At 38.0% G+C, this 15,986-nt stretch carries 16 protein-coding genes; 10 read left to right on the top strand and 6 right to left on the bottom strand.

Annotation, left to right across the window (positions count from 1 at the left end; all coding sequences use genetic code 11):
• Positions 1–86: 86 nt before the first annotated feature.
• The 6 genes from BCI01S_RS21885 to BCI01S_RS21860 are packed head-to-tail and all read left to right on the top strand — an operon-like array spanning position 87 to position 6,370.
• A complete protein-coding gene (locus BCI01S_RS21885) occupies positions 87–869 on the top strand; it encodes a sugar phosphate isomerase/epimerase family protein (RefSeq protein WP_061801098.1) in 783 nt (260 codons plus the stop codon).
• Entirely contained in the window at positions 866–1,675 is an 810-nt protein-coding gene (surE, locus tag BCI01S_RS21880; protein WP_061801097.1) for a 5'/3'-nucleotidase SurE, read from the top strand. Before BCI01S_RS21885 ends, surE begins: the two co-directional genes overlap by 4 nt.
• Entirely contained in the window at positions 1,668–2,708 is a 1,041-nt protein-coding gene (locus BCI01S_RS21875; RefSeq protein ID WP_095259352.1) for an ABC transporter substrate-binding protein, read from the top strand. The genes surE and BCI01S_RS21875 overlap by 8 nt, the downstream gene beginning before the upstream one ends.
• 27 nt (positions 2,709–2,735) lie before the next feature.
• Complete coding sequence (locus tag BCI01S_RS21870) at positions 2,736–4,460, top strand: ABC transporter permease (protein ID WP_061801096.1); 1,725 nt, start codon at positions 2,736–2,738, stop codon at positions 4,458–4,460.
• Complete coding sequence (locus tag BCI01S_RS21865) at positions 4,453–5,529, top strand: ABC transporter ATP-binding protein (protein ID WP_061801095.1); 1,077 nt, start codon at positions 4,453–4,455, stop codon at positions 5,527–5,529. Before BCI01S_RS21870 ends, BCI01S_RS21865 begins: the two co-directional genes overlap by 8 nt.
• Before the next feature lie 16 nt (positions 5,530–5,545).
• Positions 5,546–6,370 carry a PHP domain-containing protein gene (locus tag BCI01S_RS21860; RefSeq protein ID WP_061801094.1) on the top strand — a complete coding sequence of 275 codons (825 nt, stop codon included), beginning with the start codon at positions 5,546–5,548 and terminating at the stop codon, positions 6,368–6,370.
• A 48-nt stretch (positions 6,371–6,418) separates the two neighbouring features.
• On the opposite strand, the gene splB is transcribed toward BCI01S_RS21860, so the two are convergent.
• Both splB and BCI01S_RS21850 read right to left on the bottom strand, forming a co-directional pair.
• The gene (gene splB, locus BCI01S_RS21855) at positions 6,419–7,447 is read right to left on the bottom strand and encodes a spore photoproduct lyase (protein WP_061801093.1); all 1,029 of its coding nucleotides are present in this window, start codon (positions 7,445–7,447) and stop codon (positions 6,419–6,421) included.
• On the bottom strand, positions 7,444–7,707 hold the full coding sequence (locus BCI01S_RS21850) for a transcriptional regulator SplA domain-containing protein (RefSeq protein WP_061801092.1): 264 nt from the start codon (positions 7,705–7,707) through the stop codon (positions 7,444–7,446). Before BCI01S_RS21850 ends, splB begins: the two co-directional genes overlap by 4 nt.
• 163 nt (positions 7,708–7,870) lie before the next feature.
• Here BCI01S_RS21850 and BCI01S_RS21845 point away from each other — a divergent pair, with 163 nt between their 5' ends.
• Together BCI01S_RS21845 and BCI01S_RS21840 are read left to right on the top strand one after the other, a co-directional pair.
• A complete protein-coding gene (locus tag BCI01S_RS21845) occupies positions 7,871–8,236 on the top strand; it encodes a carboxymuconolactone decarboxylase family protein (RefSeq protein WP_061801109.1) in 366 nt (121 codons plus the stop codon).
• 40 nt (positions 8,237–8,276) lie between these two features.
• Positions 8,277–8,705, top strand: coding sequence for a pyridoxamine 5'-phosphate oxidase family protein (locus BCI01S_RS21840; protein ID WP_061801091.1), 429 nt, complete (start codon positions 8,277–8,279; stop codon positions 8,703–8,705).
• 26 nt (positions 8,706–8,731) lie between these two features.
• Here the strand turns inward: BCI01S_RS21840 and uvsE (BCI01S_RS21835) are convergent, their stop codons facing one another.
• From uvsE (BCI01S_RS21835) to BCI01S_RS21825, 3 genes are all read right to left on the bottom strand, one after another.
• Positions 8,732–9,697 (bottom strand): UV DNA damage repair endonuclease UvsE, encoded by a 966-nt coding sequence (uvsE, locus tag BCI01S_RS21835; protein WP_061801090.1) that lies wholly within the window; start codon positions 9,695–9,697, stop codon positions 8,732–8,734.
• A gap of 43 nt (positions 9,698–9,740) precedes the next feature.
• On the bottom strand, positions 9,741–10,694 hold the full coding sequence (uvsE, locus tag BCI01S_RS21830) for a UV DNA damage repair endonuclease UvsE (RefSeq protein WP_061801089.1): 954 nt from the start codon (positions 10,692–10,694) through the stop codon (positions 9,741–9,743).
• Positions 10,695–10,832: 138 nt separating this feature from the next.
• Positions 10,833–12,479: an ABC transporter substrate-binding protein gene (locus BCI01S_RS21825; RefSeq protein WP_061801088.1), complete on the bottom strand. Its 1,647-nt coding sequence runs from the start codon at positions 12,477–12,479 to the stop codon at positions 10,833–10,835.
• Positions 12,480–12,576: 97 nt separating this feature from the next.
• Between BCI01S_RS21825 and BCI01S_RS21820 the strand changes: the two genes are divergently transcribed.
• Positions 12,577–13,833, top strand: a complete 1,257-nt coding sequence (locus BCI01S_RS21820) for an MDR family MFS transporter (RefSeq protein WP_061801087.1) — start codon at positions 12,577–12,579, stop codon at positions 13,831–13,833.
• Positions 13,834–13,895: 62 nt separating this feature from the next.
• Here the strand turns inward: BCI01S_RS21820 and BCI01S_RS21815 are convergent, their stop codons facing one another.
• Complete coding sequence (locus BCI01S_RS21815; RefSeq protein WP_061801086.1) at positions 13,896–15,080, bottom strand: DUF4317 domain-containing protein; 1,185 nt, start codon at positions 15,078–15,080, stop codon at positions 13,896–13,898.
• 219 nt (positions 15,081–15,299) lie between these two features.
• Here BCI01S_RS21815 and BCI01S_RS21810 point away from each other — a divergent pair, with 219 nt between their 5' ends.
• Entirely contained in the window at positions 15,300–15,944 is a 645-nt protein-coding gene (locus BCI01S_RS21810; protein ID WP_047943370.1) for an SDR family oxidoreductase, read from the top strand.
• Positions 15,945–15,986: the final 42 nt, after the last annotated feature.

The raw sequence follows: 15,986 nt of genomic DNA, 5'->3' as shown, positions 1-15,986 counted from the left end.
CTACTCCCTAATGTAGCTTTATATTTGTTTTCTAAAATTTAAATTAATAGAGAAATTAATGTAATCAAAAGGAGTGAGGTACTTTTATGCATTTTGCGTCCACACTAGCTTGGGCTTATCCGGTAGATCAAGTGGTCCAGCTTGCTAAGCAGAGCGGGTTATCAGGATTAGAAATTTGGGCAGAACATGTGTGGTTTCACGGTACAGATCCAAACAAAATTCGTGAAGCGAATCGGGATCAGTCTATCAACCTAACTATGCATGCGGCGAGTTGGGACTTAAATATTAGTTCTTTAGAAAAAGAAATAAGAGAAGGCTCTGTAAAGCAGATACGGAATTCTATTAAGTTAGCAGATGAGATAGGGGCAGACTCGATAACGTTTCATCCGGGGAGGTTGACACTTCCGCAGATAAAACAGGAAATATACGAAGCTTTCATGATGGAATCCATCTTTACATTAATCGAAACAGCAAAGCGGTACAAGAAAACCTTAAGCATAGAATTGATGGAGGTAAAGACAAAGGAATTCGTGACAGCTCCGGAAATAATGAATCGATTAATCGCGAGCTTCTTACCGGAACTGAAAACAACCTTTGACGTTGCTCATATTTCAGAAGGAACTCCACAGCAAGCCTTTGCTCAGTTAATAAATGTGGACAAAGTTCATATTAGTGACAATTCACGAGCTCAGCTGCATGTTCCTCTTGGTATGGGTATTCTGGATAGAAATATGCTGAATGAATTCATATCGATAAATGATCTTCCTGTTGTAGTAGAGGGCTTTGATGCATCAGAAAGTTTAAACTGGTGGAATCATAATCTTCATTATTTAAAAAGCCTGGAAATGATGAAGGGGGTACCGCAATGAAAGTGCTCGTAACAAACGATGATGGTATTTTCGCTCCAGGTCTTCAGGCTCTAGTTGAAGTGCTTCAGCATTTTGCAGATGTTTATGTGTCCTGCCCAGATCAGGAAAGAAGTGCTGTCAGTCATTCGATAACATTAAGAGTTCCTTTAAAAGCAAAACCACTACCGCTTTTTCCTGGTGTAAAAGGGTGCTGGGCTGTTAATGGAACTCCGGCAGATTGCGTCAAGCTTGGAATAGAAGTGCTGATGAAAGAGTCGCCAGACTTTGTTGTTTCAGGAATAAATCTTGGACCAAATTTAGGGCGTGATCTTTATTATTCAGGCACCATGGCTGGAGCGGTGGAAGGGCTGCTTTATGGAATTCCAGCTGTAGCAGTATCATTAAATGCCTTTTCTGATATGGATATCAATTATGAGAAAGTAAAAAAGCTGCTTTATCCTATTGTGGAAGTACTTCTGCAAAACAAGATTCCAAAAGGAGTTTTTCTTAATGTGAACTTACCATACCTTTCAAGGGAAGTTTATAAGGGAGTACGTATTGTCCCTCTGGATATGGATGTTGCCAGATATTCATATGTTGGACTGAATGATCCACATGGACAAGTGTACTACTGGCTGAAGGATCAGCTTCACAATATGAAGGACCTTAATGCAGATAGTGATTACACCTTGTTGAGAACAGGCTTTGTGACCATATCACCGATTGAGTTTAGAACATTTCATAGAAGAAAAAAAGAACAAATTGAACGTTGGTTTGCTCATTTAAATATTGCTAGTACAGATGAGGAGGAAATAGATTATGCGTAAGTGGATGCTTGTATTAATGTTTGGAATATTGATGGTTTTTGCAGCAGGCTGTGGCAGTAAGGAAAACAGTGAGCCCGGTAATGCATCTAAAGATACAGGATCATCAGAATCGAAGCTAGAGGGATCCCTTCATTTTTATACCTCACAGCCCGATGCAGATGCTGCTAAATTAGTAGAAGGATTTCAAGCTAAATATCCTGATGTAAAGGTAGAAACATTCCGTTCCGGAACAGAGGAAGTCATTTCAAAAATTAAAGCGGAAAAAATGGCTGGCAAGATTCAAGCAGATGTTCTATTGGTAGCAGATGCAGTAACATTTGAAAGTTTAAAAGAAGAGGATATGCTCAAAGCATATGAATCAAAAGAAGCTGCTGAAATTCCTGCTGAGCTTGTGGATCCAGATCATACTTACTATGGAACGAAGGTCATGGCAACTGGATTAGTTGTAAACACGCAAAAAGTAAAAGAAATGCCAACAAGCTGGAATGTCCTTACTTCTAAAGAAGCAAAAGGAAAAATTATTATGCCAAGTCCATTATATTCCGGTGCTGCTGCCTATAATTTAGGAGTATTCACTCGTCAAGATAACTTAGGATGGGATTTTTACAAAAATATTGCTGCAAATGATGTAACGGTTACAAAAGGGAATGGCGATGTACTTAAGGGTGTTGCTGGTGGAGAAAAAGACTATGGGATGGTTGTAGATTATCTAGTTACACGCGCGAAAGCAGAAGGATCTCCAGTGGAGCTAATTTATCCTGAAGAAGGGGTGCCAGTTATCACTGAACCAATAGGAATTATGAAAGACGCCGAGAATTTAGGGGCAGCAAAGGCCTTTGTTGATTTCGTTCTATCCGAGGAAGGACAAAAGCTTGCTGCCGAGCTTGGATATACACCAATTCGCAAAGAAATTGAAGCTCCTGAGGGACTTAAAACGATTGATGAAATGAAAGTCCTTTCTACCGATGTGCAAGAATTATATCGTGCCAGAGATGGTGATAAGAAAGAATTTGAAACAGTAATTAGTGAATAGAACACTTTTTATGAAGGAGTGGACATAATGAACTCATCTATTCAGAGCTCTGAAAGGAAGAAGGAAGCATTATTTCCGCTCTCCTTTTCTTATTTTTCCCGTAAGTGGTGGGGGATTCCTGGATTTCTGCTGCTTGTCTTTATCTTTTTACTTCCTGTTTGGCGTCTTGTCTGGCTGAGCATTTCCTCTGGAGAAGGAATTAGTCTGGAACTTTATCAGGAAGTAATGATAGAAAAGGCAACGTGGAAGACGATTCAAAACACTGTTATTATTACGGTCGCAAGCACATTGCTCTCCCTTATTTTAGGAGTAGGTCTTGCATTTATCATGGCATACTTGAATATCAGGACAAAAAAGTGGCTGCAATTACTCATCTTTTTACCTTTTTTGATACCATCGTATATCTCAACCCTTGCGTGGGTACAGTTTTTTGGAGGAAACGGCCCTATCCAATTTCTTTTCCATCAATCAGTTAATTTGTACAGTATGGGAGGAATCATTTTTGTTCTTGGGCTTTCCCATTATCCCCTTGTTTATTTGATGAGTGTGGAAGTATTTCGCAGGATACCAAGGGAACTGAAATATGCCGCCAATACTTCTGGGGCATCTGGGGGAGTTGTCTTTCGAAAGGTAATTTTTCCAATGGCGCTTCCGGGAATTGCGAGTGGTGGTATTCTTGCTTTTTTATCTAATATTGATAATTTTGGCATTCCGGCTTTTCTTGGTATACCAGCAAATATCCGCGTTTTGAGTACGTATATTTACGAACAGATTATTGGATATGGACCATCTGCCTTTGCAAGAGCTGCTGTTCTTTCCGTTATTCTTGGTGTAATTGCTTTACTTGGGACAGTCCTCCAATGGGCAATTATAAGAAAAAGCAATGTAAGTGAAACAGCAGCACGAGATATAGAGCCAAGGTATTTTCTCCCAAGGGGCTGGCGAAATGCAGTGGAAATAGTGCTCTGGATGTTCCTGTTGCTCACGACACTTTTACCATTAGTCGTTATGGCTTCTACATCCTTTATCAAGGCATATGGATTATCCCTTTCATGGGAAAATCTTACCTTAAAAAATTATTCGTATCTATTATTTGAGGATGCTAAAACGGGAGCTGCGATAGGAAATAGCGTAACGCTTGCCTTGGTAACCATGCTGATTTGTATGGTAATTGGAACCGTTATTGCCTATCTTCGTTTTAAAAAGCCATCTGTTTTGGTGAGGGTCTCAGAAATTATTGTAACTATTCCTTATGCTTTGCCAGGAACGGTATTTGCATTAGCGATTATCTTAATGTGGCTACAGCCGGTGCCAGGCTTTCAGCCAGGAGTTTATGGCACAATATGGATTTTGCTTATTGCTTATATCACTCGCTTTACGGTATTACAGATGCGGGGAAGCCTGACTGCCTTTTCGCAAATTGATTCTTCTATGGAGGAAGCAGCAAGAATTTCAGGGGCAAAAGCATTAGCAAAATGGAGAAGCATCCTTTTTCCCTTGCTAATGCCTGGTATATTAAGCGGCGCTGCTCTTGTGTTTCTGACTGCTCTCACAGAGCTGACTGTGTCCAGTTTATTATGGTCTAGCGGTTCTGAAACGGTAGGTGTTGTTATCTTTAGTTTTGAGCAAGCTGGATACACCACTTACTCAACGGCATTTTCCACTTTAATTGTGGGATCTGTATTGATCATGGGCATTCTATTTGTTTTATTAGAAAGAATCTGGAAGAAGAAGGTGATGAAGAGTGATTAGTATTGATGGGTTAAAAAAGAACTATGGAAGCTTTACAGCCTTAAATAATATTAACTTAGAATTGCTAAATGGTGAATTTATCGCTATTCTAGGTCCTTCTGGATGTGGAAAGACGACGTTATTACGGCTTTTGGCAGGGTTCATGAAACCGACAGAAGGAACGATTACGATAGATAATGAGTTAGCAGCAAGCTCTAGTAAACTCGTGCCACCTGAGAAAAGGAATATAAGTATGGTTTTTCAATCCTTTGCGTTATGGCCGCATATGACAGTAGAAGACCATATTCGCTTTCCTCTTAAGCATCATCGGTTTGGCAGAACAAATGGTAAAGAGGAGCAGGAGATTAGAGTTGGAGAAGCATTAGGAATGGTGGGCCTTACCCAATTGAAAACACGCTATCCGGCTGAACTTTCTGGAGGTCAAAAACAGCGAGTTGCTCTTGCTCGTGCTATCGTTCCAAAGCCGTCTCTTCTTTTGATGGATGAACCATTAAGTGCACTTGATGCGGAACTCCGTATGGAGATGAGAAGAGAGATTAGTAGGATTCACCGGAAGCTGGGAACGACCATTATTTATGTTACCCATGATCAAGGAGAAGCTTTGGCGATGGCTGATAGAATTGTTGTAATGAATAATGGAAGAATCGAGCAGATTGGTACTCCGGAAAGTATCTATAATAATCCCCAGTCGGTATTTGTTGCAACATTTGTTGGAAAGAGCAATCTGATCAAAGGAGAGTGGATTGGAGAGGATCGGTTTATTCCCGCAGAGTTTCCTAATGTTTCTTGGAAAGACATCGGAATTTCAAAGGAGATCAAATCCCAAAATCTTTACCCTGTTCGTCCTGAACAATGGAGGCTTGGCCAGGCAGAGCAAGACGAGATGACAGGAATCGTCCAGTTTGCCCAGTTTCAAGGGAATGAAATTCATTATAGCGTTCAAGTGGGGGAAGAGACAATTAATGTGTATGGATCTGTTTTTGAAAAACGATTTCTGCCAGGAGACGCTGTTTCCTTGAGGGTATATAGTGGAGTAGAGGAAAGAGCTGTGGTGGCAGGGAGCAGGTAGACTAGGAGGGAAAAGCATGATGGATTTGCATATACATTCCATCTATTCTGATGGTTTCTGGACACCACGAGAAATAGTAGAGGATAGTATCAAAAAAGGGTTGGAAATTATTGCGATAACGGATCATGATGTATTAACTGGGTATGAAGAAGCTTTATCTTATAGCAAGGATGCATTAAAGGTTATCCCTGGGATTGAACTTAATACAGATGGTCCTCAAGGTGAATTGCATATATTAGGCTATCAATTTGATCCGCAGCATCCTAAATTAAAAGATCATGTCTCTTGGAGAGTGGAGGATAGAGTTCAATGGGGAAAAAGAATAGTGGAGAAATTAAGAAATCTTGGCTATGACATTTCTTTTCACAATTGCCTTGCTCGTGTTGGAAAGGGTGTACTTGTTCGAACCCATATTGCAGATGAACTAGTATCAGCAGGTTATTTTCAGAACAGTAAGGATGCATATGAACAGCTTTTAAAAAAAGGAAAGGCTGCTTTTGAAGAAAGAGGCAGTTTTTCCGCAGAGGATGCCATTAAACTAATCCACAAAGCTGGCGGTCTTGCATTTCTAGCTCATCCAGGTATCTATAAGCATGAATTTCAGCTTCAACAGTTAATTGATTATGGGTTAGATGGTATCGAAGTATATCATTCCAAACATTCCGATAAGGAACAAAACTATTGGGGGAGAATGGCAGAAGCATTTAATCTTCTTGTATCTGGAGGTAGTGACTTTCATGGTCCAGAATCGCGGAATCCTTTTCCGATTGGAAGTGTAGAGATACCGCATACTCAAAGACTACCATTGTTAGGCGGTACCAGAAGTTTAACGGAAAAATAATAATCAATGGAGAAAAAGGTCTCATACATAAAAGACCTTTTTCTTTTTTTACGTAAAATATTCTAGTTTAGCATCAGGGAAAAATTTTTTCATATAAGAATGCAGGTGATCCTTTATGTCTTCTTCTTCTTCTTTTTGATAAATATATTTTCCTATTCCATATTTCCCCCATTTATACCTGCGTTTTTCTTCATCTAGCTCTAATTTAGTCATTGGATAATTTTTTTGGATTACCCTTTTAGCAGGCTTTGTAAAGCGGTGCTGGATAAACTCAAATGTTAAATCCTTCTTTGCTTCTAGGGGCAGCTCAGCATCTAGGCGTTCAAACATATGCAGATAGCCTTCTTCCCATCCTTCATGGAGGTAAATGGGTGCCACGATAAATCCTAGGGGATATCCGGCTCTTGCGACTTTTCCAGCAGCCTCTATTCTCTTTTCCAAAGGAGAAGTCCCGGGCTCGAAGTTTTTGATGACGTAATCTGCATTGACACTAAAGCGAAAGCGGGTTTTTCCATTGTGCTTCGCATCAAGTAGGTGATCAACATGATGAAATTTTGTGACAAATCGCAGTTTGCCGTACTCTGATTCCCCGAAGTGTTCAATGGCACGTTTAAGCGTATGGGTTAAATGATCGATTCCAACGATATCAGATGTACAGGATGCTTCGAAACGTGTAAATTCTGGAGCACGTTCTTTCATATAGTTATCGGCAGCTTCTAAAATTTCCTCGACATTTACATAGGTGCGGATGTATGGCTTGCTTCCCATTGTAGTTTGCAAATAGCAATAATGACAATGTCCCATACAGCCGGTAGCAAAAGGTATGGCATATTCGGCAGAGGGCTTAGATGTATCAAATTTGAGTGTTTTGCGAATGCCGACAACAAGCGTTGACTTTGCCACTCGGTAACGTTGAAAATCATTGTCGCCAGGAAGATTTCTAACTTGATTATGGGAAGTGGTATAGCGAATCTCTATATCCATCTTCTTGAATTTCTCCAGCAGTTCTTTCCCTAATGGATACTCTAATGCTTCCGGTTCAAAATAGACAAGCTTTGGAGTGAAGGGTTTAATCATTCCAATCTCCCTTCTGAAACATCTCCATAGTAATAATAGTAGGCTTCTTGAGCTTCTACTTCTGTAGCATATACAGCAACTTCGTTTGAGAGAGGGTAGTAATTTTCGTATAGAAATAAAGATAGTTCATTAGAATTGTCTGGATTTTTTACAACAGCGGCTGCTTGGATATTCGCTACATCTTGGGTATGCGGGTTTCGGTAAAAAACATAGACGATGTCTCCAGCTTGATAGGCATGATTTTCATTATACAGTTCCATTCACTCACTTTCTACATTGAATATAATGCCATTTTTCCCTTCCCAATCACCAGTTATGTATCACTTTTTATGGAAGTTATGGGAAATGAATAAGGGATAATTAATTCGTTTGAAGTTTACTTATAATAAGTTTGATGTACAGCTTAATCAAAAAAAGGAGTGTTTGGAAATGGAAGCTAGCAATTCAATAGAATCTACCTTGTTGTCGTTTAAAAAGGGAATAGGTGATTTTACACAAAAAATGCCTGAGTTTGCAAGTAGATATAATGCTTTTACAGAAGCCTGCTTTGAAGAAGGTGCATTAACTCAAAGGCAAAAGCAATTAATTGCTTTAGGAATTAGCCTTCATGCTCAGGATGAGTATTGTATTATCTATCATACAAAGGGATGCTTAGATCAAGGGTGTTCCGAACAGGAAATTCTAGAAGCAGTAGGCGTAACTGCTGCATTTGGCGGGGGAGCGACCATGAGCCAAGGAGTTACCCTTGTACAAGAATGCATTCAGGAATTGAATCGTTTAGAACATTAATAGCTGAAAAATAACAGTAATTATAGGAGCAAAGCAGAATATGGCAAATCAAAATTTAAAGAAACAAGTTATTAACATTATTTCAGGTCATCGAACAGGAGTATTTTCATCTGTGGAAAATAATAAACCCCATTCCCGGTATATGACATTCTACCATGAAGATTTAACTTTGTACTCGCCCGCTCAAATGGATACAGAAAAGATGGATGAGATAGAAAAAAACCCTCATGTTTCTGTATTGTTAGGCTATGAAGAAAAAGGACAAAGCGATTCTTATGTTGAAATAGCTGGAACTTGCTCTATTAATAATTCTGAAACATTAAAAAAGCAGTTTTGGAACGAGTCATTACAACAATGGTTTGAAGGCCCAATGGATCCAAATTATGTGTTCCTTCAAGTGCAGCCTGACGTTATTCGAATTTTAAATAGGAATGGCGAACCTGCACAAGAGTTAACACTAGGCAATTAATGAATTATTTTAGGCTCTTCTTTCCTTTATTTAAGACGGAAAGAAGAGCCATCAATCATTTCTACATCGTTTCTAATGCTCACTTCTTCTATTAACTTAAAAAGAGCCTCATCCTTCTTTTTAGCTTCTATCATGCAATCGATAACAGGAATGCTTCCTTTTATGCGGTTTAGGAAATCGAAAAACATACCTATATCAATATAATCGGCATGATGACGGAAATGCTTTTCATCTTTGGGACTCGAAATATGCATTTTAATTGGTAATGGAGATGTACTCCATGTTTGAAGAATGCGACTCCAGTTATCTTCCCAATTGGGATTATGATGATGGGCGAGATGGTGATGATAATCAAACACAAGCGGAATCCCTAATTTCTCGCATAAGTAAAGAGTATCTTCCAATGTGAAAGAGGTATCATCATTTTCAAGCATGATCATATTTTGAATAGAGTTTGGGACTAGCATCCAATTATCAATAAATTGTTCCAATGATTTTTCGGTATCTTTATAATTTCCTCCCACATGCATAACACAGCGATGAGTTGTATCAATCCTCATTCCCTTTAATAATAAATAGTGTAATCTTAAAGTTTTAATTGAGTTCTTCCATATATGTTTTTGATTGGAATTAAGGAGAACGAAGTGATCAGGATGAAAATCAATCCTAATCTGATGCTTTCTGGCAAATTCACCTATTTCCTTTAAAGGCTCTGTTAAAGGTTTCATATAATCCCAATCAAGAAGCTCTTCGTGATTGGCTAATGGAATCAGCCTGGAGGTAAGGCGGTAAAAATGGATATCGGAAGCAGCAGTATGTTTTAGGAGCCGAAGCGTATTATGGAGATTTTGCAAGGCGATTCGTTCCAGCTTACGAAGGCCTGCTTCCCGGTCATCTATTTTTTGAAACTGTTTAAATGTCATCGTCCTTGAAGGGGATGCATTTTTTACCATCATGCTCATTGCGACATATCCAAGTCGAACAATAGTCATCCATTACACCTCGTTGTTAGTATTCAAATGTAGAGAAACATTCCTACCATTCTATTGTTCCACCGGAAACTCTCTTTACTCCTCTAATAGAGGCAATGTCCTCGATAAGCTTAAACATAGCCAGATTTTTTTGTTTTGCTTCTATCATAACGTCGAAATCTTGATTAAGATTTTTAGCCATTTTAAAAAAGGGCTGTACAAAATCAAATGAGACAAAGTCAGCATGAGAACGGAAGGCCAGAGTGGATTTCGGGGAGGAAATATGGACTTTAGGAACCATTCTATGATTTTCCCACGTTCTAAAAATTCGCTCCAAATAAAGGGCTAAGTCAATATCTTCTTTATTGGCCATATGGTGATGATAATCAAGGATCATGGGAATGTTTTCCTGCTCACAGGTTATCAGTGTTTCTCTCACATTATATGTTTTATCATCATTTTCAAGGGTCATCTGGTTCTTAATTGCCATAGGAAGTTGCTGGATATTTTGCTGGAATCTTTGTAAAGAAGTCTCTTTATCACCATAGGATCCACCAATATGAATATTAATAAGGCTATTATCAAGGGCATCCATAGCTTCTAGCATTTTATAATGGAAGGTCATATCTTTTATCGCATTTATGGTTACTTCTTCCCTAGGACTAGTAAAAAGCGTAAATTGGTTGGGGTGAAAACTAACCCGCAGTTTAAATTGTTTAACTAATTGGCCAAGTTCTCTCCACTGTTCCTGAAAAGGAGTTATGAAATCCCAGTTTACATCTGGATGCGTTGCTAAGGGGACTAACGAACTGGATAAGCGATACAATGGAATTTCATTGGCAGCATTATAATAGAGAATTCTTTTCGTATTTTTTAAATTTTGAGCTGTAACAGCTAATAGCTTTTCTGTAGCTTCCTGTTTAGGGAGTGCTGAATATCGGGAGAAGGTTAAAGCCTTTGAAGGACTTGCATCCCATAATCCTAGTGCATTAGCCACATAGCCAAAGCGAATCTTCATCTGTTTAGTTCCTTTCCATAGAGTCCAGTAGTTTCTCTTTTTATATTGCCTTATCTCCTGGAACTCTATGTGCTGTTTTTGCTTAGTTAATAAAACGATGCATAAAAAAATCCTGAGAATGTCTCTTTTCTATACCACTCATTCCTTCGGCCGAACCCACACTTTTGAAAAATCTACATAGCCAAAATGGCTAATTTTAATATTGCTTATATCGGTTGAAAATGGAATATATCGCTTTTGATAATAAAGGGGAATCATAATCGATTGATTAATCAATTCTTTTTCGATTTCTAGATTTAAAGCTGTCCATTGTTCAAATGGTGTTTCCTTATATTTACCCATTAAGTTTGTAAGTGTTTCATTATTTGCTATCATTTGGGAAAGTGGGGAAAACCCATTCATTAAAAAGTGGTAAAAGGAAAAATCCTGATTGAATTCAAAAACTTCTCCATGTACGAAAAGATCTACGTTTAATGTCTCGGGATGCTTTGTTAATATATCAGCAAAGGAAAACCATTGAATATCTGTAGGGATATTTTCTTTTGCGAATATTTCTGCAAGCCATTGTGTAGTATTAGCAGTATGTCTGGCACCTCTTATCACAATTGGTTTAGAAAATATTGGCCGTTCTACTTCAGAAATAGTCAGCTGTTGATTTTGGCCGACTATTATACTCTTATCATTCGGTATTAGTCTTGGACTTAGGTTACCAATAGTATGACGGTTTTTAGCGATAATCCAATGAAGGTAATCTCTTACTTTCTTCTGTCTAATAGCAGAATCTCTACAGGAGTTCATTACGATAATACCAAACCCCGAGTCGCTTTCTACTTCGAAGGAGGAAGAGGTATTCTCCTCCATAGGAGAATGATAGATTCCTTTAAAATCCTCAGGCACTTGAATGAATTCTACTACATCAATTAATGGTCTTTCTCGAAAATGATCTTGAAAAGCAGTTAAAGTTGTCTGCTTATCACTGTTTTGTTGCAGGATAAAGTAACCAGTGCCCAATAGTTTTTCATTCGTCTCTCTATAGATGCTTGCACACATCATACTAAGCATAGGAAGGATATAGCTGCATCCATTGGGATGGAGAATATCGAGTATAAGTGGAGACTTTACTTCAATTCTTTCGACAGGTGTCCATAAATCTTTGTAATAAGCATGTGCCCGAAGCTTGTCAAGACATTCGGCCACATCATTTGCTGTCAGAACAGAACCGTCATGAAATTTAATGTCTTTTTTTAGATAGAGTCTTAATTTAGAAGGGGTGCTATCCCAACTATGGGCAATTTCAGGTAATACTTTCCCATCTTCTGTATGAGTGACAAGCCGATTAAACACATTTGCCACTAAATGCGCACTGAAGACATCTCCAGCCTCAAGCGGATGGACGGAATGGAAAGGATATCTTTTTGGTACGATTAATTTATCATTTGACTCTTGGACAAAGCCAAGTTTTGTGTGAAATTTATTCATTAATCTCATTTTACTGTTTGTGGACCAATCATACATTAAGTATTTGCTTGTTTGTTCTACTGGTTCCAGATCAAATCGCTTTAAAACTTCTTCCTCGTAAGAAGTTTCTACCTCTTTTTTCCATAACAAAGTTGAGATGTTTCCGCGTCCTCGTCCGGGTGTAAATGATAGCCAGCCTTCCTCCATCCATTTTTTTAAATAACGTGTTGTTTGTTTCGAGCTCAATTGCAAGGTTTCAGAAATTTCCTCCATTCGAATACTGCCAGAAGGATAATATCTCCAAAGTGTAAGTAATTTGTTATCCATTCTTTTTCCTCCTAAAAGGGGACATTGTTTTGTTAATTGTCTATTTTTAGAATTATTCGTCTAGTTTAATATACAGTAATAACAAGGGGGAGACAACATGAAATGGAAGGAATTACCGCGAAATATCAAAGTTAGGATGATTACCTCTTTCTTTAATCGGGCGGTATCATCAGCAGTTATGCCATTTATGGCTTTATTCTTTGCGCAGGAATTAAACAAAATTTGGGCGGGCTTATTTTTGATCACTACTGTGGTTATCGGATTTTTGATCAATTTAGTTGGAGGATATATTTCTGATCGCTTTCCGAGAAAAAAGGTTTTAATGATAACATCCTGGCTGAATGCATTCTTCTTTTTAATCATGACGATCAGTCTATTTCCGACCAATAAAATAATTGTATTGTTTGCTTTGGCATACGTTGGATTTATTATCACAAGCAGTCTAGGGCGACCAGCAATGCATGCGATTATTATTGATTCCACAACACCAGAAAATCGAAAAGCTATTTATGCGCTCGATTACTGGCTGATTAATTTATCGATGGCTATTGGGGCAGCACTTGGAGGACTTTTATATTTGAATCATCAGAAAGAATTATTCATCATGCTGACTTGCACATCTACATTGATTCCAATTGCCTACGGGGTTTGGCTGCAGGACAAGTTCACAGATCAGTTACAGAAAAAGCACAAGAATGTCTTGGTTGACTTAATCAGCAATTACAAAGTGGCATTTAAAGATACAGCCTTTGTAAAAGTGGTTACAGGCTCCACCTTTATTTTTGCAGCTGAATTTTCATTAAATAGTTATATTGGGATTCGCCTTGCTGAAACTTTTGAAGCAGTTCGTATTGGGAGTTTTGAAATTGTTGGGGTACGAATGCTAAGTATATTAAATATAGAAAATATGCTGCTCGTAGTCTGCTTTACTTTTATTATTAATCGGTTCACAGATAAGATGAATAAAAAGAATGCTTTAATAACAGGTCTTATTATATATGGAATTGGATATGTGACTGTTACTTCGGCAAATACGTGGTACATGCTCGTTTTATTTAATTTGATAGCAACGATGGGCGAATTAATTTATTCACCGATTCGAAATGCAGAGCAGGCGAATATGATTCCAAGCGATAAACGTGGATCATACTCTGCTTTTTCCAACCTATCATTTAGTGGAGCAGATTTAATTGCAAGAGCTAGTATTATTATCGGGGCATTCTTAATTCCAACAATGATGTCTGTCTACATTGGCTTCATTGTAATGGTAGGGACTATTCTTATTTATACAGGATTATTCGCGAAAACCATAAAAGTAAACAATCTAGTCAATAAAGGCGTTAGTGGCGACTAGAGCAGTAAGTTCAAAATAGATTTATTGGCTTCTTCTTTATAAAGAAGAAGCCTCTTTGAATCTTAGTCTTCTTCTGGACTCCCGCCGAAGGCTTCGGGAATCATTGTAAATCCTTCGATTACGGTGTCTTCTTCGACTTCAATCATCAAGTAGCGTTTGCCGCTAAATTCGATTTGCTTCACGTATCTTAAGTCAGGAGGGCTGATGGCAATGTTAGCAATCTTGGTGCTGATCTTAATCGATTTTGACGTGAATTTTGGCAAGATATTACTTGCTTTTAATTCATATTTATCATCATCAATAATTTTTTTGAAGGCAAACTCGACTTTTTCTGGACTAATGTCCTCTACGCCGCTCATCTTTAAGACTTGTTCCACGTCTTTGGAGTCTAATTTTGGAACCTCTTCTTCTTCATTTTCGACAATCATTCGGTTAATTTCCTCATAAACATTGGAAAGAGTAGAGGTGCTCAATTGATCTCCAGTCACATCTTTAATGATTTCCTCAAACACAATTTTATCATCTTGAGCAGTCATCATTTCCTCGCCGTTGAGAACTTCTTCAATAAATTGATAATCTGGCTCATGGGTCTTGCCGGCAGCATAGAGAATATGATTAACATCTGCTGCGTTATCTGTGAAGCTTGGGAAAAGAAATCCACCCATTGGCGCATTCAGATTAATAATGGGGTCAACAACAATATTGTATTTAAATTCTTTCTCTACATAGTCAAAAAGCAATTCTTTTTTCGGCTCTTGGGTGTTGTTGATACTGCATAAAATGAAAGGATGAGAGAAAACTGTATCTCGGTCACTTTCTTCAGACTCTTCACTGCGGCGCTTCTTTGGCTTTAAATACTCACCGCGAATAAATGTGATGACAATATCTTTGTCATATTGTCTGCTATTAAGCATCTTGTCTACCAGCAGCAGCATTTGCTCTTTCCAATCCTCTGTTTCAGAGCTAAGTAATCCTTTATGTAAAATAAGCTGACTATTATTTTCTGCCTCTCTTTGAAACTTTAATTCAAACAGCTTTTCATCCAAATTACCAGCAAGTAATTTCTTGAAATTATGTAAAAATAATTCTTGTTGATCTTGATCAAGCATGCCAAAGGGCTGACTTTGATAATGAAATATATCACTTGATTCTTTCATGACATAAACATTAAACATATCTGTTATTCTAAGTAGATCATTATTCATTTTGAATTGTTTTCGGATGTTTGCTATATCTTTTTTATTCATTTTAAGTTACACTCCTATGTTACTTTGAAAGTAAATGATGGATGTTTGATAAGCCTTAGACTTTGAGCTCTGTATTCACACTCAATTTAGTCATTCATCCATTCTATCATATTTGGTTTCCCTATTATAAGAAACAACATGTTCTTTTGTATTGTATTATTTGAAAAAGAAGCAATTGGATGAAATAATAGTAGAAAATGGATTAGAAAGGAGTTTGCTGTGAAAGTATTAGTGGTTGGAGCAAACGGGCAAATAGGTAAACAGCTTGTGACATTATTACATGAAAGTAATGAGTTTTCTGTTAGAGCATTGGTAAGAACAGTAGAACAGCAGAAAGCGTTTGAAAAAATCGGAGTAGAAACTGCTTTAGGTAATTTGGAAGAAACGGTGGAACAGCTAGAGTCTGCAGTGAAAGGCTGTGATGCCGTCGTATTCACAGCAGGTTCAGGTGGGAAAACGGGGTATGATAAAACATTATTGATTGATCTAGATGGTGCTGTGAAAATGATGGAGGCAACAAAGCGTGCAGGGGTAGAACGGTTTGTAATGGTTAGTGCGTTGCAGGCACATCATCGAGAAAACTGGAGTGAACAAATTAAACCATATTATGTAGCAAAACACTATGCCGATCGTATTCTTATGGAGAGTGGATTAACCTACACCATTATTCGTCCGGGTGGATTAACAAATGATGCTGGCACTGGTTTGGTTACAGCTGCTGAGAATCTAGAAAGAGGAATGATCCCAAGAGAAGACGTAGCAGCGACAATCATGGCTTCTATAAAAGAAAAAAATGTGTTTAATAAATCATTTGATTTAGTTTCTGGTGAAACGGAAATGGAGAAAGCAGTGAAGAATTTATAAAGAGTCATTAGTGGAGCAGCGTTCTATGCAGCTTGTGGGTTT

The sequence above is a fragment of the Niallia circulans NBRC 13626 genome (assembly GCF_001591585.1).
Taxonomy (GTDB): domain Bacteria; phylum Bacillota; class Bacilli; order Bacillales; family Cytobacillaceae; genus Niallia; species Niallia circulans.
The sequence above is the reverse complement of the archived record's forward strand: the minus strand, read 5'-3'. Positions and strand labels throughout refer to the sequence as shown.